Source organism: Cryobacterium sp. AP23 (genome assembly GCF_054075385.1).
Genome location: NZ_CM133415.1, coordinates 2211034 through 2237127, shown reverse-complemented (window position 1 = coordinate 2237127; position 26094 = coordinate 2211034). Strand labels below are relative to the sequence as shown.

24 protein-coding genes are annotated in these 26094 nt (G+C 70.3%); 11 read left to right on the top strand and 13 right to left on the bottom strand.

The window, feature by feature from the left end; genetic code table 11:
- Positions 1–32: 32 nt before the first annotated feature.
- From ACU5E9_RS10560 to purD, 4 genes are all read right to left on the bottom strand, one after another.
- Complete coding sequence (locus tag ACU5E9_RS10560) at positions 33–860, bottom strand: VOC family protein (protein ID WP_456813528.1); 828 nt, start codon at positions 858–860, stop codon at positions 33–35.
- A gap of 70 nt (positions 861–930) precedes the next feature.
- The gene (locus tag ACU5E9_RS10555; RefSeq protein ID WP_456809868.1) at positions 931–1749 is read right to left on the bottom strand and encodes an alpha/beta hydrolase; all 819 of its coding nucleotides are present in this window, start codon (positions 1747–1749) and stop codon (positions 931–933) included.
- 108 nt (positions 1750–1857) lie between these two features.
- Positions 1858–2757 (bottom strand): phosphoribosylaminoimidazolesuccinocarboxamide synthase, encoded by a 900-nt coding sequence (locus tag ACU5E9_RS10550; RefSeq protein WP_456809867.1) that lies wholly within the window; start codon positions 2755–2757, stop codon positions 1858–1860.
- Positions 2757–4025, bottom strand: coding sequence for a phosphoribosylamine--glycine ligase (gene purD, locus ACU5E9_RS10545; RefSeq protein WP_456809866.1), 1269 nt, complete (start codon positions 4023–4025; stop codon positions 2757–2759). Before purD ends, ACU5E9_RS10550 begins: the two co-directional genes overlap by 1 nt.
- Before the next feature lie 88 nt (positions 4026–4113).
- On the opposite strand from purD, the gene ACU5E9_RS10540 reads away from it, so the two are divergent.
- Entirely contained in the window at positions 4114–4476 is a 363-nt protein-coding gene (locus ACU5E9_RS10540) for a sterol carrier family protein (protein WP_456809865.1), read from the top strand.
- Between the two features lie 118 nt (positions 4477–4594).
- Here ACU5E9_RS10540 and ACU5E9_RS10535 read toward each other — a convergent pair whose 3' ends face one another.
- A complete protein-coding gene (locus tag ACU5E9_RS10535; protein ID WP_456809864.1) occupies positions 4595–5539 on the bottom strand; it encodes a ribokinase in 945 nt (314 codons plus the stop codon).
- Between the two features lie 88 nt (positions 5540–5627).
- Here ACU5E9_RS10535 and ACU5E9_RS10530 point away from each other — a divergent pair, with 88 nt between their 5' ends.
- From ACU5E9_RS10530 to purM, 3 genes are read left to right on the top strand one after another with little or no spacing between them, the layout of a single operon-like run.
- Positions 5628–6077 (top strand): hypothetical protein, encoded by a 450-nt coding sequence (locus ACU5E9_RS10530; protein ID WP_456809863.1) that lies wholly within the window; start codon positions 5628–5630, stop codon positions 6075–6077.
- A 15-nt stretch (positions 6078–6092) separates the two neighbouring features.
- A complete protein-coding gene (gene purF / locus ACU5E9_RS10525) occupies positions 6093–7685 on the top strand; it encodes an amidophosphoribosyltransferase (protein ID WP_456809862.1) in 1593 nt (530 codons plus the stop codon).
- Complete coding sequence (purM, locus tag ACU5E9_RS10520) at positions 7682–8785, top strand: phosphoribosylformylglycinamidine cyclo-ligase (protein ID WP_456809861.1); 1104 nt, start codon at positions 7682–7684, stop codon at positions 8783–8785. Before purF ends, purM begins: the two co-directional genes overlap by 4 nt.
- A 205-nt stretch (positions 8786–8990) precedes the next feature.
- Here purM and ACU5E9_RS10515 read toward each other — a convergent pair whose 3' ends face one another.
- Positions 8991–9230: a DUF3073 domain-containing protein gene (locus ACU5E9_RS10515; protein WP_456809860.1), complete on the bottom strand. Its 240-nt coding sequence runs from the start codon at positions 9228–9230 to the stop codon at positions 8991–8993.
- Between the two features lie 149 nt (positions 9231–9379).
- Here ACU5E9_RS10515 and ACU5E9_RS10510 point away from each other — a divergent pair, with 149 nt between their 5' ends.
- Positions 9380–10465: an NAD(P)-binding domain-containing protein gene (locus ACU5E9_RS10510; protein WP_456809859.1), complete on the top strand. Its 1086-nt coding sequence runs from the start codon at positions 9380–9382 to the stop codon at positions 10463–10465.
- Positions 10466–10472: 7 nt separating this feature from the next.
- On the opposite strand, the gene ACU5E9_RS10505 is transcribed toward ACU5E9_RS10510, so the two are convergent.
- From ACU5E9_RS10505 to ACU5E9_RS10490, 4 genes are all read right to left on the bottom strand, one after another.
- Positions 10473–12638: an APC family permease gene (locus ACU5E9_RS10505; protein WP_456809858.1), complete on the bottom strand. Its 2166-nt coding sequence runs from the start codon at positions 12636–12638 to the stop codon at positions 10473–10475.
- A 185-nt stretch (positions 12639–12823) separates the two neighbouring features.
- Complete coding sequence (locus ACU5E9_RS10500) at positions 12824–13429, bottom strand: PadR family transcriptional regulator (protein ID WP_456809857.1); 606 nt, start codon at positions 13427–13429, stop codon at positions 12824–12826.
- Complete coding sequence (locus ACU5E9_RS10495; protein WP_456809856.1) at positions 13426–14304, bottom strand: DUF4097 family beta strand repeat-containing protein; 879 nt, start codon at positions 14302–14304, stop codon at positions 13426–13428. Before ACU5E9_RS10495 ends, ACU5E9_RS10500 begins: the two co-directional genes overlap by 4 nt.
- A gap of 116 nt (positions 14305–14420) precedes the next feature.
- Positions 14421–15257: a CPBP family intramembrane glutamic endopeptidase gene (locus ACU5E9_RS10490; protein ID WP_456809855.1), complete on the bottom strand. Its 837-nt coding sequence runs from the start codon at positions 15255–15257 to the stop codon at positions 14421–14423.
- 103 nt (positions 15258–15360) lie between these two features.
- On the opposite strand from ACU5E9_RS10490, the gene ACU5E9_RS10485 reads away from it, so the two are divergent.
- Together ACU5E9_RS10485 and ACU5E9_RS10480 are read left to right on the top strand one after the other, a co-directional pair.
- Positions 15361–16563, top strand: coding sequence for a M20/M25/M40 family metallo-hydrolase (locus ACU5E9_RS10485; protein WP_456809854.1), 1203 nt, complete (start codon positions 15361–15363; stop codon positions 16561–16563).
- Between the two features lie 76 nt (positions 16564–16639).
- The gene (locus ACU5E9_RS10480; RefSeq protein ID WP_456809853.1) at positions 16640–17395 is read left to right on the top strand and encodes a MerR family transcriptional regulator; all 756 of its coding nucleotides are present in this window, start codon (positions 16640–16642) and stop codon (positions 17393–17395) included.
- 30 nt (positions 17396–17425) lie between these two features.
- On the opposite strand, the gene yczE is transcribed toward ACU5E9_RS10480, so the two are convergent.
- Entirely contained in the window at positions 17426–18034 is a 609-nt protein-coding gene (gene yczE / locus ACU5E9_RS10475; RefSeq protein ID WP_456809852.1) for a membrane protein YczE, read from the bottom strand.
- Positions 18035–18097: 63 nt separating this feature from the next.
- On the opposite strand from yczE, the gene yczR reads away from it, so the two are divergent.
- On the top strand, positions 18098–19549 hold the full coding sequence (gene yczR, locus ACU5E9_RS10470) for a MocR-like transcription factor YczR (RefSeq protein ID WP_456809851.1): 1452 nt from the start codon (positions 18098–18100) through the stop codon (positions 19547–19549).
- A 72-nt stretch (positions 19550–19621) separates the two neighbouring features.
- Positions 19622–22885, top strand: coding sequence for an efflux RND transporter permease subunit (locus tag ACU5E9_RS10465; protein ID WP_456809850.1), 3264 nt, complete (start codon positions 19622–19624; stop codon positions 22883–22885).
- Position 22886: 1 nt separating this feature from the next.
- Here the strand turns inward: ACU5E9_RS10465 and ACU5E9_RS10460 are convergent, their stop codons facing one another.
- Positions 22887–23954 carry a M23 family metallopeptidase gene (locus tag ACU5E9_RS10460; RefSeq protein WP_456809849.1) on the bottom strand — a complete coding sequence of 356 codons (1068 nt, stop codon included), beginning with the start codon at positions 23952–23954 and terminating at the stop codon, positions 22887–22889.
- Between the two features lie 28 nt (positions 23955–23982).
- Here ACU5E9_RS10460 and ACU5E9_RS10455 point away from each other — a divergent pair, with 28 nt between their 5' ends.
- Positions 23983–24285, top strand: coding sequence for a hypothetical protein (locus tag ACU5E9_RS10455; protein WP_456809848.1), 303 nt, complete (start codon positions 23983–23985; stop codon positions 24283–24285).
- A gap of 135 nt (positions 24286–24420) precedes the next feature.
- Positions 24421–24597 (top strand): hypothetical protein, encoded by a 177-nt coding sequence (locus ACU5E9_RS10450; RefSeq protein WP_456809847.1) that lies wholly within the window; start codon positions 24421–24423, stop codon positions 24595–24597.
- A gap of 248 nt (positions 24598–24845) precedes the next feature.
- Here ACU5E9_RS10450 and ACU5E9_RS10445 read toward each other — a convergent pair whose 3' ends face one another.
- The gene (locus ACU5E9_RS10445; RefSeq protein ID WP_456809846.1) at positions 24846–25928 is read right to left on the bottom strand and encodes an alpha/beta hydrolase; all 1083 of its coding nucleotides are present in this window, start codon (positions 25926–25928) and stop codon (positions 24846–24848) included.
- Positions 25929–26094 lie beyond the last annotated feature (166 nt).

The window sequence follows — 26094 nt, the reverse complement described above, 5'->3', positions numbered from 1 at the left end:
CAACGGGGCAACTCGGCGCCCGGGTGCGCCGGCTACGCCGTGCGCACCCGGATTTGGTTCGCCCAAGGGTCGTCGAAGCCGAGCACCTGGCCGTCGTGGCGGGTCTCTACGCCGTAGTGGGCCATCCGCTCACCGAGCTGGCCGAGGTCGTCGCTGGTGGGCAGCACGATCTCCACCTGGCCGAGGCCGAGCGCCAGGCGGCGCCGGCCCGAGCCCGCGCTGTTCCAGGTGTTCATCGCCATGTGGTGGTGGTAGCCGCCGGCCGACACGAACAGGGCCGAGTCGCCCACCGTCGCGGTGGACTCGAAGCCGAGCCGGTGCACGTAGAACTCGCGGGCACTGGCGACGTCGCCCACCGACAGGTGCACGTGCCCGACCACGGCGTTACCCGCCGACGGGTCGTTGAGGCCCTGCTCGGTGAGGTGCTCGCCGATGAAGGCGTTCGGGTCCACGTACAGGGTGGCCATCTCGATCTGGCCGTGCTTCCAGCTCCACTCCGAGCGGTCACGGTCCCAGTACAGCTCGATCCCGTTGCCCTCCGGGTCGGTGAAGTAGAACGCCTGGCTCACCAGGTGGTCGGCGCTGCCGGTGAACGTGCCCGGATGCTTGGACGCGACCGAGTACACCGCCGCGGCCAGTTGGGCCTGGGTGTCGAAGAGGATCGCCGTGTGGAACAGTCCGGCGGCACGCGGTTCGGCGGCGGCGAGTTCGGGGGCGTGCTGCAGGATCACGATCGGTGTGGTGCCGCGACCGAGCACCGCGACCGGGCCGTCGTGGCTGAGCAGGGTGAGGGTCACCGCGTCGCGGTAGTACGCGATCATGCCGTCGAGGTTGCCCACCCGCAGGGTCACCGCGCCCATCCCGGTGTCGGCGGCCAGCAATTCAGAAGGGGATCGAGTCACACCGTGTCCAACGGATGCGACACTCCGGCTATTCCGCGGCCCACGCCCCGATCAGGCCGATTGCCCGTGCGAATGCCGGGTCGTGCGGCCGGTTGAGGAAGGCGTGCACGGTGCCGGGCAGCACGTGATACTCCACCGGCACGGCGGCATCCGTCAGTTCGCGGGCGAACTGCCCGCCGGAGGCGCGCATGGAGTCGCTCTCGGCGTCCAGCATCAGCACCGGCGGGAAGTCGTGCAGCGGATGCCCGCCCGCGAACGCGAACGGTTCGTCCAGCGCGGCCGCGGTGCCGGCATAGTTCAGGTTGGTCAGGTTCAGCAGCGCCGGAAGGTGGGTGTACTTGCGGCGGCCGCGCAGGCGCCCGAGCACCTCGCGGGAGCGCGGGGGCAGGGCGGCGTGGAAGAAGCCGTAGGCGAGGAACACCCCGCGGAGCGCCGGCGCACCGTCGGCGGCCAGCCGCAGCACCGCCCCGGCCGCCAGGCAGGCGCCCGCACTGGCGCCGCCGAGGATCACCCCGTCCGGGTGCTCCGCCTGCACGTCCCGTAGCACCGCCACCACATCGTCGACCGGCACCGGGTAGCGGATGCTCGATGCGCGCGCGTGCCGCGGCCCGACGGTGGCGAGCCGGTAGTCCACCGTGACGACCGGGAAGCCGGCCGCGGCCAGGGCGCGGGCCACCTCGTGGGTTTCGGGCAGGTCGAGGTCGCCTTTGAAGAATCCGCCGCCGTGCACCCAGACGATCGGCGGCCGGGCCGTGGCCCCCGCCGGCGCGTACCGCCGCACCGGGACGGGGCCGTGCGGTCCGGTGACGGTGGCGTCGATCGAGTCTGCGGCGGCGTCCGGGGTCATCCCGCCAGACTAGGGGTCGTTCGCCGACATGCCCTCGAACGGACGAGTTGCCCCGGTGTAGCGGGGCAACTCGTCCGCAGCGGGGCAACTCGGCACCTGCTGACGCCGCTACGCGGCTGTCAGCAGGGTCAGCAGCTCGCGGTAGCGGGCCGCGGTCTGCTCCACGATCTCCGCGGGCAGCTCCGGCGGGGTGCCGGTCTGGTCCCAGTGGGCGCTCAGCCAGTCGCGCACGATCTGCTTGTCGAAGCTCGCCATCCGCTCGCTCGGGGTCGTTCCGGCGAGCCAGAGCGCGGCATCCCAGTACCGGCTGGAGTCGCTGGTGAGGACCTCGTCTCCTAGGGTGAGCACCCCGGTGGTGCGGTCTGCGCCGAACTCGAACTTGGTGTCGGCCAGGATTACCCCGGCGGTTTCCGCGATCACGGATGCCCGCCCGAAGATCTCCAGGGACGCATCCCGCAGCGCCGCGGCCACGTCGGCGCCGACGAGCTCCACGGTGCGCTCGAACGAGATGTTCTCGTCGTGCGAGCCCATCGGGGCCTTCCACGCCGGAGTGTAGATGGGTTCGGGCAGCCGGTCGCCGTTCTGGAGTCCCTCGGGCAGCGGGATGCCGCACACGGTCTGGCTGGCCACGTATTCGAGCCAGCCGGAGCCGGTGAGGTAGCCGCGCACGACGCACTCGATCGGGTACATGTCCAGGGTCTTGCAGAGCATCGCCCGGCCGGCGACGGCGTCGGGGATCAGGCTTTTCGTGTCTACCCCGTGGTCGGGCACGAGGTGGTTGGGCACACCGGTGAGCTGGTCGAACCACCACAGGCTCAGCGTGGTGAGCAGTTCGCCCTTGCCGGGGATGCCCGGTTCGAGCACGTGGTCGAACGCGCTCACCCGGTCGCTGGCCACGACGAGCACCCGGTCGGCGGTCGCCAGGTCGGCGGCTCCGGTCGGCACGTAGAGATCGCGCACCTTGCCGGAATAGACGTGCTGCCAGCCGTCGAGTTGCACGGCGGGCATCAGTTCGCGACCTTGGCGGCGATGTCGCCGCGGTGCTGGGAACCCGCCAGGCCGATCAGGTCGACGGCCTCGTACGCGCGGGCGCGCGCCTGGGTGAAGTCGGCGCCGACGGCGACGACGCTGAGCACCCGGCCGCCGGTGGCGACGAGTGCCGAGCCCTCCAGGGCCGTGGCGGCATGCGCGATGGTCACCCCGGTCACGGCGGCGGCCTCGGCCAGGCCGGTGATCGGGCGTCCGGTGACGGGGGTTTCCGGGTAGTTCTCGCTGGCGATCACCACGGTGACCGCGGCGTCGGCCGAGAACTCCGGGCGGGGCAGGCCGGCCAGCTCGCCGGTCGAAGCGGCCAGCAGCAGGCCGGAGAGGGGCGTCACCAGCCGCGGCAGCACCACCTGGGTCTCCGGGTCGCCGAAACGGGCGTTGAATTCGATCACGCGGATGCCGGCATCCGTGAGAATGAGCCCGCAGTAGAGCAGCCCGATGAACGGGGTGTCCTCGTCGGCGAGCTGACGCACGGTGGGCAGGGCGATGGTTTCGATGACCTCGTCTACGAACGCGGCCTCGCTGCCGAAGCCGGCGTCGAGCCAAGGCAGCGGCGAGTAGGCGCCCATGCCGCCGGTGTTGGGGCCTTCGTCGTTGTCGGCGAGGCGCTTGTAGTCCTGGGCGGGGGAGAGCGGCAGCACGCTGTGGCCGTCGCTGAGCAGGAAGAGGGAGACCTCCTGGCCGTCGAGGAATTCCTCGATCAGGACGGCGCCGTGCTGCAGCCAACGCACCGCGTGCGCGAGGGCGTCGTCACGGTCGGTGGTGACGAGCACGCCCTTGCCGGCGGCGAGGCCGTCGGCCTTGACCACGTAGGGGGCGCCGTATTCGTCCAGGGCGCCCTGCGCCTCGGCGAGGTTGCCGGCGCGCACGGCCCGGCCCGTGGGAACGCCCGCCTCGTCCATGATGCGCTTGGCGAAAGTCTTGCTGCCCTCGAGGGCGGCGGCGGCCTGTCCGGGGCCGAACACCGGGATGCCGCGGCTGCGCAGGGCGTCGGCGACGCCGGCCACCAGGGGAGCCTCGGGGCCCACCACGACGAGGTCGATGTTGTGCTCCTGGGCGAAGTTGGTGACCACGTCGGAATCGGTGGGGTCGAGCTCCACCACCGGCACATCCGCGGCGATGCCGGCGTTGCCGGGCGCCGCGATCACGTAGGGTCGCGGCTCCTCACGCAGGAGGGCAGTGACGATGGCGTGCTCGCGGGCGCCGGAACCGAGGACCAGTATTCTCACCGGAACAGGCTACCCGGCGAACGCGGTCGGGCGCACCTGCACGCCCCTTGGCGTCACAGAAGCGCCCGCGGGACGGCAGACTGGAGGCATGGCGCGCGCGAGAATCGATGACGGACTGGGCAGGACCGCGGTGAAGGCGTACCTCGCCGACGAGGCGGGCGCGAGCCGGGACACCCGGGCGCTCGCCGTGCGGTACACCCTGCAGGTGCTGGCCGAGAAGGCCGAGGGCAACACCGTCGAGGTGCGCGTGCCGCCGTTCGGCGCCACCCAGTGCATCGCCGGCCCCCGGCACACCCGCGGCACCCCGCCCAACGTCGTCGAAACGGATGTCGCCACCTGGCTCAGCCTCGCCACCGGCACCCTGGCCTGGGCCGACGGCATCGCTTCCGGCCGCATCCACGCCTCCGGCCAGCGCGCCGACCTCGCCGCCGAACTCCCCCTGTTCCCCTAGCCCCCACCCCGAGCCGCACCCGTTCCCGCAACTGTTCCCCGTGCGGACAAATGCACCCGGCACACCGGGTGCAATTGTCCGGAGCGGGAACAGTTGCGGCGGCCGTGGCGGCGGCGGGTCAGGCCAGGACGGCGGCGACCTCGGCCAGGCCGGGCATCGAGCTCGTGGCACCGGGCCGGGTCACCGAGATCGAGGAGGCCACGGTCGCCCAGCGCACGGCATCGATCATCCGCTCTTCGGTGATGTCGGAGCCGCTCAGGTGCTCCGGAAGGGCGAAGGAGGCCAGCCGGGCCACCAGGGCGCCCACGAAGGTGTCGCCGGCGGCGGTGGTGTCCACGGCGGTCACCGGCCGGGCGGGCGCCAGGCCCAGCACCGCACCGTCGAACGCGACAACGCAACCCTCGGAGCCGAGCGTCACGATCGCCCAGGTGTGACCGGCGCTGAGCAGCTCGGCGGCGTGCACCGGGTCGGCCTCGCCGGTGAGCTCAGCGGCCTCGATCTGGTTGGGCACCACGAGGTCCACCGAGGCCAGGAAGCCGTCGGGCAGCGGCACCACCGGGGCCGGGGTGAGCACCGTGAAGACGCCGTTCGCCCGGGCGACGGCGATGCCGGCAGCCAGGGCCGGCACCGGCAGCTCGCACTGCATCACCAGGAACGACGCCTGCGCGATCGTGGTTTCCTGCGCCGGGGTGAGCCGGGTCACGGCAGCGTTCGCGCCGGACACCACGACGATCGAGTTCTCGCCGGAGTCCACGACCGAGATGTGCGCGGTGCCCGTCGGCGCCGCCACGTCGGCCAGGCCCGTCGCCCCGATCCCCTCGGTGCCCAGGAGGCCCCGGAGGTCGCGGCCGTAGGTGTCGTCGCCGACCGCCCCGAGGAAGTCGACCGCGCCGCCCTGCCGGGCCGCTGCGACGGCCTGGTTGAGCCCCTTGCCGCCGGGAACCATGCTGAAGTCGGTGCCGAACATCGTTTCGCCCGGCTTCGGCAGCCGGGGCTGACGCACCACGAGGTCCATGTTGGCGCTGCCGAGGACGGCGATCCGGTTGCCGGTGAAATCGTTCATCGGGCCAGTCTGGCGGATGCCGCGGCCGAGCGCCCCGTGAATCGGCCGGCATCGCGAAACACCGGATTCGCCGTGCGACAATAGAGGGGTGAGCTCCGCAGATCAGAACGGTGACGCCGAGACGCGCCCGTCCGGCAGTGCTCCGGTGTCGGCACAGCCGCCCGGCGCCCTGGCCCCGGTTCCCGAGGAGCCCACCGAAACGGTGATCTCCGAAGACACCCTCGTCGTGCGCCGCTCGCCCAAGTACATCAACTTCATGATCGTCGGCGCCGTCATCGGCGCCGTGCTGGCGCTGGTGCTCACGCTGGTGTTCCCGCAGAACACGGAGTTCGACCCGGCCCAGGTGTTCGGGTTCCTGCTGCTCGGCGGCGTGACGGTCGGTGTCGCGGTCAGCTGCGTCATCGCCATCGTGCTCGATCGAGTCGTCGGGCGCTCCACGACCACCGTCGTCGTCGATAGACTTGATGCGAACATCACACGCGCCTTCGAGGCTCCGGATCCTGGATCCGACCCCCAACCTTCCAACGAGAACTTTTAGTAAAGGGGCTGCGGCTTGCCCGGTGGCGACGGACGACTGAATCACGATCTTCTTCCTGGCGAGAAGGGTCCGCAGGATGCCTGCGGAGTCTTCGGAGTCTGGGCGCCGGGCGAAGAGGTAGCGAAACTCAGCTACTTCGGGCTCTACGCCCTGCAGCACCGCGGCCAGGAATCGGCGGGCATCGCCACGAGCGACGGCTCGAAGATCCTCATCTACAAGGACATGGGCCTGGTCTCCCAGGTCTTCAACGAGGCCTCTCTGAGCACTCTGCTCGGCCACCTCGCGGTGGGGCACACCCGCTACTCCACGACCGGGTCGTCGAGCTGGCAGAACGCGCAGCCCACCCTCGGCCGCACCTCCGGCGGCACCGTCGCGCTCGGCCACAACGGCAACCTCACCAACACCGCCGAGCTGCTCGAACTGGTGCGTGAGCGTTACCCCAAGGTCGACGGCGAACTGGCCCGCGGCAACACCACCGACACGGCCGTGATCACCGCCCTGCTCACCGGCGACCTCGACCACACCCTCGAAGCCACCGCGATGGAGGTGCTTCCGCGCCTGCGCGGCGCCTTCTGCCTGGTCTTCATGGACGAGACCACCCTGTACGCCGCCCGCGACCCGCAGGGCGTGCGCCCGCTGGTGCTCGGCCGGCTCGAGCGCGGCTGGGTCGTCGCCTCCGAAACCGCCGCCCTCGACATCGTCGGCGCCAGCTTCGTCCGCGAGGTCGAGCCCGGCGAACTGATCGCCATCGACGAGAACGGCCTGCGCACCCAGCGGTTCGCCGAGGTCAAGCGCGCCGGATGCGTGTTCGAGTACGTCTACCTCGCCCGGCCGGACACGACCATCAACGGCCGTGGCGTGCACGAGGCCCGCGTCGAGATGGGCCGGCAGCTCGCCGCCGAGTACCCCGTCGAAGCGGACCTCGTCATCCCCACCCCTGAGTCCGGCACCCCCGCGGCGATCGGCTACGCGCAGGCGTCCGGCATCCCGTTCGGCCAGGGCCTGGTGAAGAACACCTACGTGGGCCGCACCTTCATCCAGCCCTCCGAGACCATCCGCCAGCGCGGTATCAAGCTCAAGCTGAACCCGCTCAAAGAGGTCATCAAGGGCAAGCGGCTGATCGTCGTGGACGACTCGATCGTGCGCGGCAACACCCAGCGCGCCCTGGTCAGCATGCTCCGGGAGGCCGGCGCCGCCGAGGTGCACGTGCGCATCTCCAGCCCGCCCATCACCTGGCCGTGCTTCTACGGCATCGACTTCGCCTCCCGCGCGGAACTGATCGCCACCGGCCTCGGCGTCGACGAGGTGCGCCAGGCCATCGGCGCCGACTCGCTCGGCTACCTCTCGGAAGACGGCATGATCGCCTCCACCGAGCAGCCGCGCGAGAGCCTCTGCACCGCCTGCTTCACCGGCGTCTACCCGATCAAGCTGCCCGAGACCCAGCACCTGGGCAAGAACCTCCTCGAGCGCGACTTCTCCACCTCCGACGGCTGCGACCCCGGTCCCGACGCGGAGTTCGAAAGCGTGCTCACCCCTGAACCGACGCGCTCGACCACTCTCGCGCAGCACGGTCAGGTCCCGTTCGGCGATCCCGGAAGACCAGAATGAGCAACGCAACGTACGCCGCCGCCGGAGTCGACACCAACGCGGGCGACCTCGCCGTGTCGCTGATGAAGACCGCGGTCTCCGCCACCCACGGCCCCGAGGTGCTCGGCGGATTCGGCGGTTTCGCCGGCCTCTACGACGTCTCCTTCCTCACCAGCTTCACCCGCCCGCTGCTGGCCACCTCCACGGATGGCGTGGGCACCAAGGTCGCCATCGCCCAGGCGCTCGACAAGCACGACACCATCGGGCAGGACCTGGTGGGCATGGTCGTCGACGACATCATCGTCGTCGGCGCGCGCCCGCTGTTCATGACCGACTACATCGCCTGCGGCAAGGTCGTCCCTGAGCGGATCGCCTCGATCGTCGAGGGCATCGCGAAGGCCTGCGCCGCCACCGGCACCGCCCTCGTCGGCGGGGAGACCGCCGAGCACCCCGGCCTGCTGGGCCCGGACGACTACGACGTGGCCGGCGCGGCCACCGGCGTGGTCGAGGCCGACCAGGTCCTCGGCGCCGAGCGGGTGCAGTCCGGCGACGTCGTCATCGCGATGGCCTCCTCCGGCCTGCACTCCAACGGCTTCTCGCTGGTGCGGCACATTCTGGCCCAGAAGGGCATCGGCTACACCGACACCTCCGCCGAACTCGGCGGTGTCATCGGCGAGGCCCTGCTGGAGCCCACCCGCCTGTACACCGGCCCGCTGCTCAGCGTGCTGTCCGACCCTGAGCTGGCCGGCGTGGTGCACTCGCTCAGCCACGTCACCGGCGGCGGCATCGCCGCCAACCTCGCCCGCGTGCTGCCCGTCGGCAGCTGGGTCGAGGTGGACCGCTCCACCTGGTCGCCCGCACCGGTCTTCCGGGTGCTCGGCGACATGGCCGGCACCACGCTGGAAAGCGCGGAAGGCACCTGGAACCTCGGCGTGGGCATGTTCGCCGTCGTCGCGGCCAACGCCGCATCATCCGTCATCGCCCGCCTCAAGTCCGAGGGCGTCCCATCCTGGGTCGCCGGCCGGGTCTCGATGGCCGCGCACGACCTCACCGGTTTCGAGCAGGGCGCCAAGGGCGTCAACGGCGGGGCCGTGCGCCTCGTCGGCGCCTACGCGTCCTGACCAACCGAGCCCGAACGTCAGACTGGCCCATTTTCGCTAGTTGCGGGAGTCCCGCAACTAGCGAAAATGGGCCAGTCATGTTTTCGGCCACGAACGGTCAGCGGATCCGGGCGGACCCGCGCGCTGGGAGTTGGCCGAGGGGGTGCTGATCGGCGCGCCGGGCACGCTGAAGCACCCCGAAGGGCAGCCAGTCAGGAAGAGTCAGCTACGCGCGCTTCTTCTCGTCCTCGGTGTCGTAGTGGTCGACATAATCGTCCGGCTCGTCAGCCGCAACCTTGCTCGCCTCGTACTCCGGCCACTTGGCCAGGTCCTCGTCGAGTTGCGGGTCGGTCGCCGGATGCCCGGTGAGCTCGCGTTCGAGCGCGTTGTAGTTGGTGTCCGGGCTGAAATACTTCAGCTCGCGGGCAACCTTGGTGTGCTTTGCTTTTTGACGGCCGCGCCCCATGCGTGACCCCCTAACGATGCCAGGCCGGGTGAGCCATGAGTCACCCGGGAGTTGCCGAACGGAATAGTGAAATCTAACCGCTAGTTTAGCATGGTGGGCCTGACGCCCCGATGACGCGGTTCACGGCCTGGACCGGGGGATGAGGTCGCGTGCTGAACACCGTGACCGTGCCGGTGGTCATCATCGGCTCCGGGCAGGCCGGATTGAGCGTGGCGTACCACTTGCGCCGCTCCGGGCTGGTCTCCGGCCGGGACTTCGTGATCGTCGATCGGGGCGCGGATGCCGGCGGCGCGTGGCAGCACCGCTGGGAATCCCTGCGCCTGGGCGAGGCCCACCGGGTGAATGACCTGCCCGGGCTCACCGACCTGGGCCTGAGTTTCGAGACCGCGGACCGGAGCCGGCCCGCCCGCGACGTCGTCTCCGAGTACTACCGACGCTTCGAACAGCACTTCGACCTCAACGTGATCCGCCCGGTCACCGTCGACTCGGTGTTCAACCGGCACGCGGACCTCGTCGTGCGCACCCGGTCCGCCGTGCACGGCGACCAGGAGACCGTCGCCCGGCTGCTGGTCAATGCCACCGGCACCTGGGGAGCGCCGTTCGTGCCGCACTACCCCGGCGCCCAGGACTTCGCCGGGCGCCAGCTGCACACCAGCGGGTACCGGGATGCCGCCGAGTTCGCCGGCCAGCGGGTGGTCGTGGTCGGCGGCGGCACCTCCGCCATCGGCTTCATGCTCGAGCTGGAGGGGGTGGCGGCTCAGCTCACCTGGGTCGCCCGCCGGCCGATCGAGTGGGTGCACACCGAGCACCTCGACCCGGAGGGGGCCCTGGCCGCGGTGGCCAGGCAGGACGAGGCCGCCCGCAACGGCCGGGTGCTGCCGAGCATCGTCAGCGGCACGGGTGTTCCGGTGAGCCGGCGCATCCAGGCCGGCATCGACCGCGGCCTGTTGGAGGCGCGGGAGATGTTCACCGGCCTGGAGGCGAACGGCGTGCGGTGGGCCGACGGGTCGACCACCGCGGCCGACACGATCATCTGGGCCACCGGTTTCCGGCCCGAGATCCGCCACCTCGCGCCGCTCAAGCTGCGGGACAAGGCGGGCGGGCTCGTCGTGGGCGCCGGGGCGTCCTGGACCGACCCGCGCATCTTCCTGGCCGGGTACGGCCCGCAGGCGAGCACCATCGGTGCCCGCCGGGCCGGCCGGGTGATCGCCCGGCAGGTGATGGCCCTGCTCTGACGTGGCGCTACTTGCGCTTCCGCCGGTTGGGGTTGACCGGGCGGGCGCGCGGCCTCGGCGGCGGGCTGGCCGGGCTCGACTTGGGGCCGGCATCCGCTGCGGGCACCGTGACGCTGGTGGTGTCCACCGTCACCGGCGCGAGGGGCTTGCGCGGGATCGGGTGCGACCGTACGGGCTCGCCGCGGCGCTCCTGGCCGGGGATCGGCCGGGACCGCCGCCCGTAGATGAGCTCGGAGGAATCCAACAGCCACGGCACGAGGGCGATGGTGACGCCGTGCACGAGCATCAGCTTCTGGCGCAGGCGCCGGGCCTTGTGGTTGTGCAGCAACGACTCCCACCAGTGCCCGACGATGTAGATCGGCGTGTACACGGTGACGACCTCAGACCCGTAGATCTCGCGGCGGTCCTTGATGTAGCAGATCAGCGGCCAGCTGATGTCGCGGTACGGCGAGGCCACGATGTTCAGCGGCACCTGGATGTTCTGCTTGGCCCAGTCGATGATGAGGTTCTCGGTCTCCTCCTCGTCGATCGACACGTGCACGGCCTCGAGGCTCACGTGCCGGGCGGCGATGGCGTAGTCGAGCGCCTTGAGCACCGGCTTCTGCATCTTGCCCACGAGCACGATGGCGTGGTCGCCCTGCGAGCCGAAGGTCGTGATCGGGTCGACCTCGACCTCCTTGGCCACGTCGCGGTAGTACCGGTTCACGCCGAGCATCAGCATGAACAGGATCGGCATCATCAGGAAGACCAGCCAGGCGCCGTGGGTGAACTTCGTGATCGTCACCACGATCAGCACCACCCCGGTGAGCAGGGCGCCGAAACCGTTGATCGACAGGCTCCGGATGATCGACCCGCGGTTGGGCGGATCGGTCTTCAGCAGGGTGAGCCAGTGCTTCACCATGCCGGTCTGCCCGATCGTGAACGACACGAACACACCGATGATGTAGAGCTGGATCAGCACGGTCAGGTTCGCTTGGTAGACCACGATGATCAGGATGGCGGCCAGCGCGAGCAGCACCACACCGTTCGAGTAGATCAGGCGGTCGCCGCGGGTGCTCAACGACTTCGGGGCGTAGGAGTCGCGGGCCAGCACGCTGCCGAGCAGCGGGAAGCCGTTGAACGCGGTGTTGGCGGCCAGCAACAGCACCATCGCGGTGGCGCCCTGGAGGATGAAGAACATCAGCGAGTTGTTGCCGAAGGTGGCCGCGGCGATCTGGGCGATCAGGCTGCGCTGGGGCTGGGTTTCACACTCCGCCCAGCCGATCAGGTCACAGGGATTCTCGGCGTAGTGCACCTTCGAGAACAGGGCCAGTGCGACCAGTCCCACGAACAGTACGATCGCGATGGCGCCCATGAGGGTCAGGGTGATCTGGGCGTTTTTGATCTTGGGGCGTTTGAAGGCGGGCACGCCGTTGGCGATGGCCTCCACGCCGGTCAGGGCGCTGCAGCCGCTGGCGAAGGAGCGCAGCAGCAGCAGGATGAACGCGGTCTGGGCGAGGTTGTGGGCTTGCACCTCGAACCCGGCCGATTCGGCCACGGGTGCGTCGCCGAGGAGCACGCGGCCGAGGCCGACGACGATCATCAGCAGCACGCTGCCGATGAAGAGGTAGGTGGGCAGGGCGAACGCCTTGCTCGACTCGGCCACACCGCGCAGGTTCACGGCGGCCAGGGCGATCACGAACACGACCGCCATCTCCACCCGCAGCGGCGCCAGGCCGGGCAGGGCGGAGATGATGTTGTCCACCCCGCTGGATACCGAGACCACCACGGTCATCACGTAGTCGACGAGCAGGGCGGATGCGACGACGAGGCCGGCCTTCTCGCCCAGATTCTTCGACGCGACCTCGTAGTCGCCACCACCGTTGGGGTACGCCTTGATGAGCTGGCGGTAGGAGGCCACCACCACCACGAGGAGCAACACGACGACGGCTGCTACCCAGGGCGCGAAGCTCAGGAAGGCGAGCCCGCCGAGGGTCAGGATCATGAGCAGCTCCTGCGGGGCGTAGGCCACGCTGGAGAGTGGGTCGCTGGCGAAAATCGGGAGCGCAAGGTGCTTTGGAAGCAGCTGCCCGTCCAGGTGTTCGCTGGCAAGCGGTTCGCCGATTATCCACCGTTTTGGTGATCGACCTTCAGGTGCTGGGGGGTTCCCCTCTGATGTCACGAGGGATGACACTACTCCGATGGCTTCCACTGTCAAGTTGTCGGGGGATTCCCAGTCTTTCTGGGAATACTCTCAGCCGCGGGGTTGCCGGCTGCCTCGGGCGTTCGTGCTGATGACCGGGTGTTTCGGCGCTCTGGGGGAGCCGCGCAGCACGAAGCCGCCCCCGAAGAGGCGGCTCGTTCCCAGCTTCGCCGGGACTAGTGCGTCAGCGACGCGAGGATGCTGGCGCGCACCGCATCCAGTTGGCGGCGCAACTCCGGCACGGTCTCGTCGGGCAGCTGCGCGCGGTAGGCCTGCTTGCGCAGGTCGGCCCGCAGCTGCTGCCGGAACTCGTTGAGAACCATGTCCGCCTCCCGGAGCGACCGGTTGGAGTCGCCGGCGGGCTTGGGTTCCTGGTGCGACTTGCCCATGTCGGGCACCGCCTGCCTGGCGGCGGAAGCGAGGTCGGCCCGCAGGCTCTTCATCGCCGCGGTGACCCCGGTGCGCACCTCGTCCGCCAGGCGGCGCACCGAGTCGGTGACCTCGGACTCGATGTCCCGCAGGTCATCAGCCCGAGCGGCCAGTTCGGCGCGGCCGGCGTCGGTGATCTCGTAGACCGTCTTGCGTTCACCGGCGGTCTTGGTGACCAGGCCTTCTTCTTCGAGCTTGGCCAGGCGGGGGTAGATCGTGCCGGCGCTGGGGCTGTAGGTACCGCCGAAGCGCTCGCTGAGTGCCTGGATCAGCTCGTAGCCGTGCCGGGGCCGCTCCGCGAGGAGGCTGAGCAGGTAGAGGCGCAGGCTGCCGTGGGAGAAGATCGGAGTCATGAGTCGGCCTCGCCGCCCGGGTAGCCGTCGGCGGTGTGGGCGCCGGCGCTGGTTGCATCGCTCACGGTGTCGGGCGCCCGGCGCACCACCGAGATGTTGCCGGAGACCGACTTCGCCCGCAGGTCGAGCCAGGCGCCGCTGAGTTCACCGGTGGTGCCCTCGTAACCCTTGCCGAGCGTTCCTCGGATCGTCTGGTGGTCCAGCTGCAGCGTGCCGGAGACGGTGTTCAGCCGGTACCGGGTGGCCACATCGGAGCCCAACCGAACGGTCAGCGCGCCGCTGACCAGGTTCGTCGAGATCTCGTCCGGGGTGCCGTCGATGTCCAGGAAGACCGCGCTCGTCACGCCGTCGGCGTTGAACTTCCCGATCGCCCCGCTCGCGGTGAGCTCGCCGGACACCGTGTGCGCCGAGATGTTGCCGGTGTGGTTGCGCACCGAGATCTCACCGTTCACGGCGTTGAGATCGAGGTCGCCGATGATGTCGTCGATCACGAGGTCGCCCGAGACGGTGCTGAGCTTGGCGTCGCTGCGGAGGCCCGTGACCAGGGCATCCGCGGTGATCACGCCGAACTTCAGCAGCACGTCCCGCGGAACCGTCACGCTGACCTCCGCCTTCGCGGAGCCGCGGAAGGACGCGAACACGTCGATGAAATTGTCCCAGCGCAACTGGGGGTGGTCGATCTCGAGCGCGTCGTCCACGATCGAGACCTTCAGGTCGAGGCCGGAGACGCTGTGCACCTCGATGCGGGCGCCCGGCTCGTCGCTGCCGATGATGTCGACTTTTCCGCCGATCAGGCTCACCTTGAGTGAGCGCACCAGCTCAACGTCGATGATTTTGGACTGGCCTGGGGCGACCAGCCATTTTTCCTGCGTCATAGTTTTCTCCTTCGCGATATATCGCGTCACGTGAAATTCAAGCTATATCGCGTTTGGGCAGGGCGCAAGGCCCTCACGGCAAACCCGAAGGAACCCCTGACGCCCCAATGAACCTCTTAATAGAGGAAGATCGCCAGCCAGCCCCGGTTGTGCGCGTGCACCAGCACCAGGAAGACCACGAGGTCGAAGAGCAGGTGCACGCAGACGACGTAGGTGAGGGACTTGGTGATCGAAAAGGTGTAGCCCTGCAGCAGTGCGAACGGGACCGTCAGCAGCGGCCCCCAGCTGCGATAGCCCAGCTCCCAGAGGAACGAGACAAAGATCACCATCTGCAGCAGGTTCGCCGTCCAAAAAGAGAAATGCCTCCGGAGCAGGGCAAAGACCGTGCAGATGAAGAACAGCTCATCCCAGATTCCCACGAACCCCACGCCGACGAAGAGCCGGCCGAGCTCGTCCGGGGCGCTGATGGCCGGCCAGTTGAGGTACGCCCCCGAGCGGATGAAGTAGCTCGGCAGGATGAGGTAGCCCAGCAGCAGCACCCCCACCAGGTACCAGCGCTCCAGGGGCGTCCAGCGCTGCCCGGTCTTGATCGGGAACCAGACCTGCCGGTCGCCGAAGAGCCGCCGCGACAGCAGGTAGGGCACGGCGACGGCCGCGCTCAGCACCGCCCCCATCAGGGCCATATTGGGGTAGCTGATGTTCGCCTCGACCGAGATGGTGCTGATGATCACGAGGCCGACCGCGATCAGGAGCAGGTCCCGGAACAGGGCGCGGTCCACCAGCACGGCTACGACGAGCGCGGCCGCGAGCGCGGCATATCCTGGCACCGGCAGGCGGAGTGCGAACAGGAGCACGGCCGAGGCCGATACCAGCACCGCCGCCACCGGGCGCAGGATCGACCGGGAGCGCCGCGCGGGCGTCGCCCTGGCAGCCTCGCCGGCCTCTGGTCCCATTGGCCAATTCTGGCCGAAATCGACGCCGGGGTACACCCTCCCGGCACCCGGCTCGACGGGATGGGGACTGCCGGGCCCGGGCATCCGGCGCTAGGTTCGGGTGATGGCGATCCGCAAAGCGCATCCTCCCGCCCCGGCCGGCCCACGCCTCGACCCCGCCGGTGACGGCCACCTCGACCCCGTGGCGCTGGCCGCCCGCCTGGTCACCATCGATTCCGTCAACCCCGACCTCTCGCCCGGCGGCGCCGGCGAGGCGGAGATCGCCGCCTGGTGTGCCGAATGGCTGGTCGGCCGAGGGTTCGAGGTGCACCGCCTCGAGGAGCGCGCCGGCCGGCCGTCCGTCGTCGGCATCAAGCGCGGCGTCGGCGGCGGACGTTCGCTGATGCTCAACGCCCACCTCGACACCGTCGGCATCGACGGCTACCAGGGCGACCCGTTCTCGGGCGAGCGGCACTCCGGCCGCCTGCACGGGCGCGGCGCCTTCGACACCAAGGCCGGCCTGGCCGCGGTGCTCGTCGCCGCGCACCGGGCGACGCTCAGCCCCTTGGCCGGTGACCTGCTGGTGACCCTCGTCGCCGACGAGGAGTTCGGCAGCCTCGGCACCGAGGAGGTGCTGCGGCGTTTCACCGCGGACGCCGCGATCGTCGTCGAGCCCAGCGAGCTCAGCCTCACCGTGGCCCACCGGGGTTTCGCCTGGTTCGAACTCACCCTGCACGGCCGCGCCGCGCACGGTTCGATGCCCCAGCTCGGCGTCGACGCCATCCGGCACGCCGGCCTGGTGTTGCAGGCCGTCGAGGACCTCCGCACCGGGCTCGAGCAGCGGCCGGCGCATCCGCTGCTCGGCCGGGGCTCGGTGCGGGTGTCCCGCATCAACGGCGGCACGGATGCGGCCACCGTCGCGCCGAGCTGCACCCTCACCATCGAGCGGCGCACCCTGCCCGGCGAGACCCCGGCCGCGGTCGAAGAGGAGCTGCGCCGGATGCTCGATGAGCTGAGCCGGGACACGGACCGTTTCGACTACGAGCTCAGCCCGCTCGTCGCCCGCGGCGCCTTCGAGGCGGACCCGGCCTGGCCCGTCGTGCGGCTGCTCGCCGAGCAGGCCGAGCGGGTGCTCGGCCGCCCGGTCGAGCGGCGGGGCGAGCCGTTCTGGACCGACGCCGGGCTCGTGCTCGAGGCCGGCGTCCCGTGCCTGCTGTTCGGCGTCGACGGCGGTGGCGCGCACGCCGCGGCGGAGTGGGCCACGGAGGAATCGATCCACCAGGTGACCGACATCCTCGAGGACACCATCGTCGCCGTCTGCGGCTGATCCCGATCGGGCTCGACTGACCGTGCCCATGCATTGACCTTGACCTTGACGCTGCGTCAAGAATTACGCTGAATCCATGGACCACTCCATCCAGGACATCGCCCGGCTCGCCGGAACGACGAGCCGCACCCTCCGCCACTACGGCGCGGAAGGGTTGCTGCCGCCGAGCCGGATCGCGCCGAACGGCTACCGCTACTACGACGACCGGGCCCTCGTGCGGCTGCAGCGCATCCTGCTGCTGCGCGAACTCGGCCTCGGCATCCCCGCCATCCGCCTGGTGCTCGACCGCGAGGTCGACGAAGCCGTGGCCCTCCGCGCCCACCTGGGCTGGCTGGAACAGGAACAACAGCGACTCAACCGGCAGATCGCGTCGGTGCAGACCACCATCACCACGTTAGAAGGGACGGGCCCACTCATGGCCGAGAAGATGTTCGACGGCTTCGACCACACGCACTATAAAGAGGAGGTCGAGCAGCGCTGGGGCGCCGACGCCTACCAACGCGGCGACAGCTGGTGGCGCGGCAAGACCGCAACCGAGCAGGCCGAGTGGCAGGCGGCCTCCCGCGCGCTCCAGGCCGACTGGGCGGATGCCGGGACCCGCCAGGTCGACCCGGCCGGCGAGGAAGCGCAGCAGCTGGCCCGCCGCCACGTCGACTGGCTTGACGGGGTGCCCGGCATTCCCCGCGACGACGGCCATCCGGCCGCGGACTACGTGCGCGGCCTCGGCGAGATGTACGTGGCCGACGACAGATTCGCGGTCAACTACGGCGGCAAGGCCGGCGCCGCCTTCGTGCGCGACACCCTGGCGGTCTACGCCGCCAACCACCTCTGATGAACCGGCGACAGCGGGCTGCCGGTCAGGTCACGCGGCTGAGCTGACCACAGCGCGGCTCTCGGGCGTCCGCCGGGCGAACAACGGCAACGTCCACTGGCAGAGCGGACCCACCAGCAGGGCGAAGAGCACGGTGCCCACGCCCACGTTGCCGCCGAGCAGCCAGCCGATGGCCAGGACCGAACCCTCGATCCCGGTGCGCACCGCCCAGATCGGCCAGCCGGTGCGGCCGTGCAGGCCGGTCATCAGGCCGTCGCGCGGGCCGGGGCCAAGGTCCGCGCCGATGTAGATGCCGGAGGCGACCGCCAGCAGCACCAGCCCCGCCGCGAACAACAGCACCCGCACCCAGAGGTCCAGGTCGGCGGGAATCAGCCAGAGGCCCACATCCGCCGACGGTCCCACCAGCAGTGCATTCGCGACGGTGCCGACGCCCAGCTTCTGCCGCAGCGGAATCCAGAGCAGCAGCACGATGCCGCTGATGATCGTGGTGACGAGCCCGAAGCCCAGGTGGGCGTGGCTGTCGATGCCCTGCGTCAGAACGTCCCACGGCGCCACGCCGATGCCACCGCGCACGATCAAAGCGATGCCGATTCCATAGAGGAAGAGGCCAATAAGAAGTTGGACGAGGCGGCGGGTCATAATCACCAATCCAATTGCATCGAAGGGGTGTTCTCAAGTAGCCAATCTGCCTAAAGTGGCTTTATGTCGTCGAATCAGTTGACCGCCCGGGCCCTCGAGACGCTGCTGGGCGAGTGGCGCACCACCGGCCCGGCCTACCGGGCGCTGGCGGACCGCATCCGCCTGCTCACCCTCGACGGCCGCATCCCCGGCGACAGCAGGCTGCCCGCCGAACGCGACCTCGGCGCCCGGCTGGGGCTTAGCCGCACCACGGTCACGGCCGCGTACCGCGAGCTGAGGGCCGCCGGTTTCCTGCTCAGCGTTCAGGGCTCCGGCAGCCTGACCCGGCTGCCCGGTGCACCCGCCGGTGCGGATGCGGCGGGCGCCGCCGCCGTGCTCGACCTCGGCCAGGCGGTCCTGCCGGCCTGGCCGGGCCTCGCGGAGCTGGCCGTGCAGGCCGCGGCCGACCTGCCCCGGCACCTCGGCAGTTCGGGCTTCGACCCGCTCGGCCTACCCGAGCTGCGCCGGGCGATCGCCGACCGGTACCGGGCCAGGGGGCTGCCCACCGAGCCCGAGCAGATCATGGTCACCGTCGGCGCCCAGCACGCCATCGCCCTGCTCGCCCGGGTGCTCGTCAATCGCGGTGACCGGGTGCTCATCGAGACGCCCACCTACCCGCACGCCTACGAGGCGTTGCGTGCCGCCGGCGGTCGGCTGATGCCCGTGTCGGTGACCGCGGCGCTGCCCGGCGCCGAGGCCGGTTGGGACGAATCCGCCCTGCTGCAGACGCTGGAACGCAGCAATCCGGTGTTCGGCTACCTGATGCCCGATTTCCAGAACCCCACCGGGCAGACCATGCCGGTCGCCCAGCGTGAGCGGGTGCTCGCCGCCGCCGCCCGCCAGGGCACCGTCCTGATCAGCGACGAGACCATCGGTGAACTCGACATCGACCGGGAGGGCGACTTCACGCCGTTCGCGGCCTCGGCCGATCCGTCCCGTCCCGACCTGGCCGTCACCGTCGGCTCGGTGGGCAAAACGGTCTGGGGCGGCCTCCGGGTCGGCTGGATCCGGGCCGACCCCGGACTGATCCGCAAGCTCGCCGCCGCCCGTCTCGCCAACGACCTGGGCACGCCGGTGCTGGAGCAGCTCATCGTCACCCGGCTGCTGGCCGTGCTGCCCGAGATCCTCGAATCCCGCCGCGACCTGTTGCGGGCCGGCCGGGACCGGCTCGAGGCCGGCCTGGCCGAGCGATTCCCCGACTGGCGGGTGCCGCGGGTCGACGGCGGCATCACGCTCTGGGTCAACCTCGGCCGCCCGGTCAGCTCCCAACTGTCCCTGGCCGCCCGCGCCCAGGGGCTGTTGTTGCCGGCCGGGCCGCGGTTCGGCATCGACGGTGCCTTCGAGAGATTCCTGCGCATCCCGTTCTGTTACGGCCCCGACGAAATGCCCCGCGCCCTGGATGCCCTCGGCCTGGCCTGGGAGTCGCTGCTGCGGCATCCGCTGCCCGACACCGGCTACCTCGCCGACGTCGTGTAACCGTAACGAGACCGTCACCTCCACGCCGCATCCCCGAACAGCCTGCAGAGCGTGCAATGAGATACTGATCGGGTGTATTTCCTCTCGGTCCTGAGCATGAAGAACCGGGCGCTCATCGCGCTCATCACCATCGTCGCGGCCATTTTCGGCAGCCTGGCGTTGACCAGTCTCAAGCAGGAGCTGATCCCGTCCCTGCAGCTGCCGACGCTGCTGATCTCCACCAGCTACCCCGGTGCGTCTCCGGAGGTTGTCAACGACGACGTCTCCACCCCGATCGAGACCGCGATCCAGGGCATCGAGGGGTTGGAGACCACCTCGACGACGAGCAGCACGAACTCGTCACTGGTCAACGCCACGTTCACCTACGGCACCGACCTGGTCAAGGCCGAGTCCAAGGTCAGCCAGGCCGTCAACCGCATCAAGACCACGCTGCCGGCCGACCTCGACCCGCAGGTGATCAGCGGCAGCATCGATGACTTCCCGGTGCTCTCCCTGGCCGTCTCCGGCGGCGACGCCGACACCGTCGCCGACCAGCTCACCCGCAGTGTGCTCGGCGACATCCGCGACATCGAGGGAGTGCGCGACGCCGCCCTCGTCGGCGACATCGGCCAGCGCGTCACCATCACGCCGGATGCCACGGAGCTCGCCGCCCGCGGGCTCAGCACGGCCGCCATCCGGGACGCCCTGCAGCAGAACGGATCGCTGATCCCCGGCGGTGCGCTCACCGAGAACGACCAGACCCTGTCCGTGCAGGCCGGCACCAAGCTCGGCTCCGCCGAGGACATCGCGGGCCTGCCGCTGATCGCTGCCCCGGCCGCCGCCGCGGCGCCCGCCGCGCCCGCGACGATCGGCGACGTCGCCGAGGTCGCCGTCGTGGACAACCCCGTCACCAGCATCTCCCGGGTCGACGGCGAGCCCGCCCTCACCATCTCCGTCACCAAGGTTCCGGCCGCCAACACCGTCGATGTGTCCACCGCCGTGCGGGCGATCCTCCCTCAGCTCGAGGATGCCGTGCCCGGAACGACCATGACCGTGGTCTTCGACCAGGCCCCGTTCATCCAGGAGTCCATCGACGCGCTCACCCAGGAGGGCATCCTCGGCCTCGTCTTCGCGGTCCTCGTGATCCTGGTCTTCCTGCTCTCGGTGCGCGCGACCCTCGTCACCGCCATCTCCATCCCCACTTCGGTGCTGATCACGTTCATCGGCCTGCAGTCGGTGGGCTACTCGCTCAACATCCTCACCCTCGGTGCGCTCACCATCGCCATCGGCCGGGTCGTCGACGACTCGATCGTGGTGATCGAGAACATCAAACGGCACCTGGTCTGGGGCGCCGACCGGGCCGAGACCATCGTGCGCGCGGTGCGCGAGGTGGCCGGAGCCATCACGGCCTCCACCATCACCACCGTCACGGTGTTCCTGCCGATCTCCTTCGTGGGCGGCTCCACCGGTGAGCTGTTCCGCCCGTTCGCGCTCACCGTCACCATCGCGCTGCTGGCGTCGCTGCTCGTCTCGCTCACCATCGTCCCCGTGCTGGCCTACTGGTTCCTGCGGGCACCGAAGCCGGCCGCACTGGCGACCCCGGCCACCGGCGGCACGATCGTGCTCGAGGAGTCTCCGGAGACCGCGCCGGCGACGCCCGTGACGTCGACCGCCGCGCCCTCGACCGCCGCGCCCACGACTGCCGCGCCCACGACTGCCTTGGCCACCACGATCGTGGCGCCGACCCGCAACCGGCACGCCGCACCGGATGCCGACGGCTTCGACGAACGCGATGCCCGCGAGCAGCCCAGCCGGCTGCAGAAGGGCTACCTGCCCATCATCCGCTGGACGCTCAAGCACTACGTCGCCACCCTGCTGCTGGCCGCCCTGGTCCTGGTCGGCACGGTCGCGCTGCTGCCGTTCATGAAGGTCAACTTCCTCGGCTCCACCGGGCAGTCCACCTTCCAGGTCAGCCAGGAACTTCCGGTGGGTGCCAGCCTCGCCGCCCAGGACGCCGCATCCACCGCGGTCGAAGACACGATCCGCGGCGTGGACGGCGTCAGCATCGTGCAGGTCTCCATCGGCGGCGGCAGCGCCTTCGCCGCATTCGCCGGCGGCGGCTCGTCCTCGAGCACCGTCACCTATTCGGTCACCACCGACGACTCCGCCGACGCCGATGCCGTTCAGGCCGAGGTGCGCGACCAGCTCGACGGCGTCGACGACGCCGGCGAGATCACGGTCTCCTCCGGTGGCGGCGGCTTCGGTGGCTCGTCCGACATCGAGATCGACATCACGGCGGCCTCCGGCGACGACCTGCAGGCCGCGTCCGACGACATCCTCGCCGCCGTCGGCGACCTCGATGCGGTCACCCAGGTCAGCAGCAACCTGGCCGCCTCGCGACCGTACGTTGCCGTCACCATCGACCGCACCAAGGCGGCCGCGGCCGGACTGAGCGAACTCGCCCTCGGCACCCTGGTCTCGCAGGCGATGCAGCCCAGCAGCATCGGCTCGATCACCATCGATGAGGCCTCGCTCTCCGTCTACCTGCAGTCGGGTTCGTCTCCGGAGACCACCGCCGAGCTCGCCGACCTGCAGATCCCCACCGTCACCGGACCGGTGGCGCTGGACACCCTGGCCGTGGTCGCGCAGGTCGACGGGCCCTCCACCCTCACCACCACCAAGGGGTTGCGCACGGCCACCGTCTCGGCGACACCCAACAGCGACGACCTCGGCACCGCGACCGCTCAGGTGTCCACTGCGCTGGCCGACACCGACCTGCCCACCGGAGCCACCGCGTCCCTCGGCGGCGTGTCGGCCGACCAGACGGATGCGTTCCAGCAGCTCGGCATCGCGATGCTCGTGGCCATCCTGATCGTCTACATCGTCATGGTGGCCACGTTCCGGTCATTGTTGCAGCCGTTGTTGCTGCTGGTTTCGGTGCCGTTCGCGGCCACCGGCGCCATCGCGTTGCAGGTGATCACCGGGATTCCGCTCGGGGTGGCCTCGCTCATCGGTGTGTTGATGCTCATCGGCATCGTCGTGACCAACGCCATCGTGCTCGTCGACCTGGTCAACCAATACCGGCGCCGGGGGCAGACCGTCTACGACGCGCTGGTGCACGGGGCGTCGCGCCGGCTGCGCCCGATCCTCATGACGGCGTTGGCGACGATCTTTGCGCTGCTGCCCATGGCGGTCGGTCTCACCGGCCACGGCGGGTTCATCTCCCAGCCGCTGGCCCTGGTGGTCATCGGCGGCCTGGTCTCCTCGACGGTGCTCACCCTGGTGGTGCTGCCGGTGCTGTACCTGGTGGTCGAGGGCGGTCGGGAGCGTCGCCGGATTCGCCGCAGCACCCGCTGAGTCACCCGGCGCCGAGCTCGATGCCGTGCTGGGCGAAGAACGACTGCGGGTTCACCGCGGTGCCGTCGATCCGCACCTCGATGTGCAGGTGACAGCCGGTTGACGCTCCAGTGCTTCCCACCCCGGCGATGACCTGGCCGGCCGTGACGGCGTCGCCCGCGTTCACCAGGGTGGCCCCGTCGCGGATGTGGGCGTAGCCGGTGTTGACGCCGTCGCCGTGCCCGATCAGGATCCAGTTGCCGTAGGTGCCCAACTGCCCGGTCTGGATCACCACACCGGAACTGGCGGCATAGATGGGGGAACCGCAGGCGGCGCCGACATCGGTGCCGGAGTGGAACGCCTGGACGCCGGCGATGGGCCGGTCGGGGCGCGGCCCGAACCCGTCGTTGACGATGCCGACCGCGGGGGTGGCCCAGCCCTGGTTACTCAGCCGTGCGCCGAGGAGCCCGGCGAGCTGGCTGGCGGCCTCCTCGGTGCGGGCAGCGGATGACTCGGCCGATTCGGCCAGGGCCAGGCTGGCGTTCTCGCTCGCGACGGCGAGGGCCTCGGTGGCCTCGCTGAGCGTTATCTCGGCGTCGGCGAGCGCATCCTGCTTCTCGGTCACGGGGAAGACCGCCGCGGCGTCCTGGGCCGCGGCGAGGTCGGCCTGCAGCGCGGCCGCGCGGTCGGTGTCCTCGGCGACCTGCTCGCGGATCTCGCTGATGTTGCCGGTGAGCGAGGAGAGCCGGTCCACGGTTCCGAGCCGCGCGAGCAGGTCGGCTTCGCCCTGGGTGCCGAGGAGTGCGTCGAAGGTCGAAGTGTCGGAGCCCTGCTGCACCATCGCCCGAACGAGAGCCGCCAGGGCCTGGGTGGACGCGTCGGCCGTGAGGGTGGCCTTCTCGGCCAGTGCGCCCACCTCGTCGAGCCGGGTCACCGCGGCGTCGTGGTCGGCCAGTGTTGCGGCCAGGTCGAGCCGGGCGTCGTCGTAGGTGCTCTGGGCGTCGTCGTGTTCCGCCTCAGCATCGGCGAGGGCGGCCGCTGCCTCGACGGCGGCCCGCGCCGGCCCGTCGTCTTCGGGCACGTCGGGCACGTCTGGAACGAACGGGTCGACCGGAACGATGGGCTCGCCCGGCTGCCCGAACGGTGAGGTCGGGTCCGGCGTCGGGGGAACGGCACCCTCATCCAGCTCGTCACCGGGACCCGTCGTCTCGGTCGGTGTGGGTGTCGGTGTGGGTGTCGGTGTCTCGGTCGGGGTCGGGGTCGGCTTGTCCGTCGGCGTGGGCGTCTCCGACGGTTCTCCGGTCGGTGTCGGCTTCTGGGTCGGTGTGGGTGTGCCGGTGGGTTCGTCCGTCGGCGTGGGCGTGGTGGGTGTTGTTGTTGGCGTCGGCGTCGGCGTTGGCGTGGGTATCGGTGTGCCGTGAGTCTCGGCGGGCTTTTCGGCGGGCTTTTCGGTGGGCTTCTCGGTGGGCGGAGCAGACGGTGCCGGCGTCGGGGTTCCCTCCGGCGCTCGTGGCTCTGGTGACGATGCGGCCGGTTCTGGAGCGGCAGGGTCCGGAGTGGGCGGAGCTGTCGGTGCCGGCTTCGGCTCCTGCGCTGTCGGTGTTGTGGTCGCCGTCGCCGTCGCCGTCGGTGTCGGTGTCGGTGTCGGTGTCGGTGTCGGTGTGGGCGTCGGCGTCGGCGTATCCGAGGGGGTGGGTGTGCTCACGCTTGTGAGCGGGGCCCCGTGGGCGTAAACGGGTGCGGCCGCGGTGAGTACGACCGAGGCGAAAACGATAAGGCTTCCGATGGCGATCGGCCGAAGCCGGCGTGCGCGCTCAGCTCTGTGCGGGGTGCGGCCCTTCGACGTCGAAATCATGCCGTTTCGCACTCCGGTTCGGTGGGTGAGATGGCCGGTAACCGGCAGGTGGCGCCAGTATCGCACCGGCCGCCGCGGTCCGCTACGACATGTTCTGCCCCCCAGTCGGGGCCCCCACGTCCGGGGTCAGGTGCCGAGGTGGAGGTGCAGGAAGTCCGCGACCTGCGCGCGCATCGCAGCGTCGAGGATTCCGATCGAGTGCAGGCTGCCCGGCACGGTCACGAGCTGGTTGGTGATCCCCAACCGGTCCAGGTCCGCGGCGAAGTTCGTCGACTGGCTGAGCGGGATGAATTCCTCGGCCGAAGTGCCGATGAACACGGGCGGGTCGGTGCTGTCCAGCGAGGAGACGGCGGAGGCCTTCTCGGCCGCCGGGCACTCCAGGAGGGAGGAGCAGTCGAGGTAGTCCAGTGCGATCTGCTCGAGGCCGGAGGACCCACCCGACACGACCAGTCCCTCGTAGCTGAGGTCGACCGGGCCGGAGAGCTCGGCGACGGCCGCGACCCGGCTGCCCTCGGTGAGGGAGCCGCGCCCGCGGGTGCCGAGCAGGGTCGCGAGGTTGCCGCCCGCCGAGCCGCCGAACGCACCGATGCGGTCGGGGTCGATGCCGTAGCTGCCGGCGTTGGCGCGCATCCACTCGACGGCGCGGCCGACGTCGTCGATCGCCGCCGGGAAGCTCACCAGCGGAACCAAGCGGTAGTTCACCGAGTAGGCGACGAACCCCTCGGAGGCCAGCCATTCGCAGACATTGCGCCAGTCGCTGTTGGCCTTGTCGCCGCGGGCCCAGCTGCCGCCGTGCACGGAGAGCACGGCGGGATAGAGGGCCGGTGCCTCGGTTGGTTCGACGTCGGCGCCGCCCCCGGCGATGGCCTCCGATGCCAGAACGTCGCTCGAGTCCGTACCGGCCGCGGCGGTTGCGCTCGCCTGCGCGGTGGGAGTCGCCGTGGCGCCATCCGCCACGGCTGCGGCCTCGGTCGCCGGCGTCACGGCGTCGGCCGGCGAACACACGTCCAGCGTCAGCTGGGTGCCGTCCGGCTCGGTGGCATAGACGACATCCTCGCCGACGACCACGTCACCGGGCGCCTCGAAGGTGCGGATGCCGACGACGGCCGTGGTGTCGACCTCGCTCGCGGTGCCGCCGGCCTGGGCGGGCGCCACGGGGCGCAGGTTCCAGTGGAACCCGGACAGCAGGGCCGTGATCGTCAGGGCCATCCCGAGGACATAGCTGACAAAGAGAAGGCGGAAACGTCGGGAGCCTAGTCCGATGGTGCGGCGACCGGTGCTCACGGGTGCTCCTGAATGCGCTGGGTGCGGGTACACCCGAGAATAGATCGCCCGGCCCTGGCCTGCTAATCGGCGGGCGTCACGGCGCCGGCCG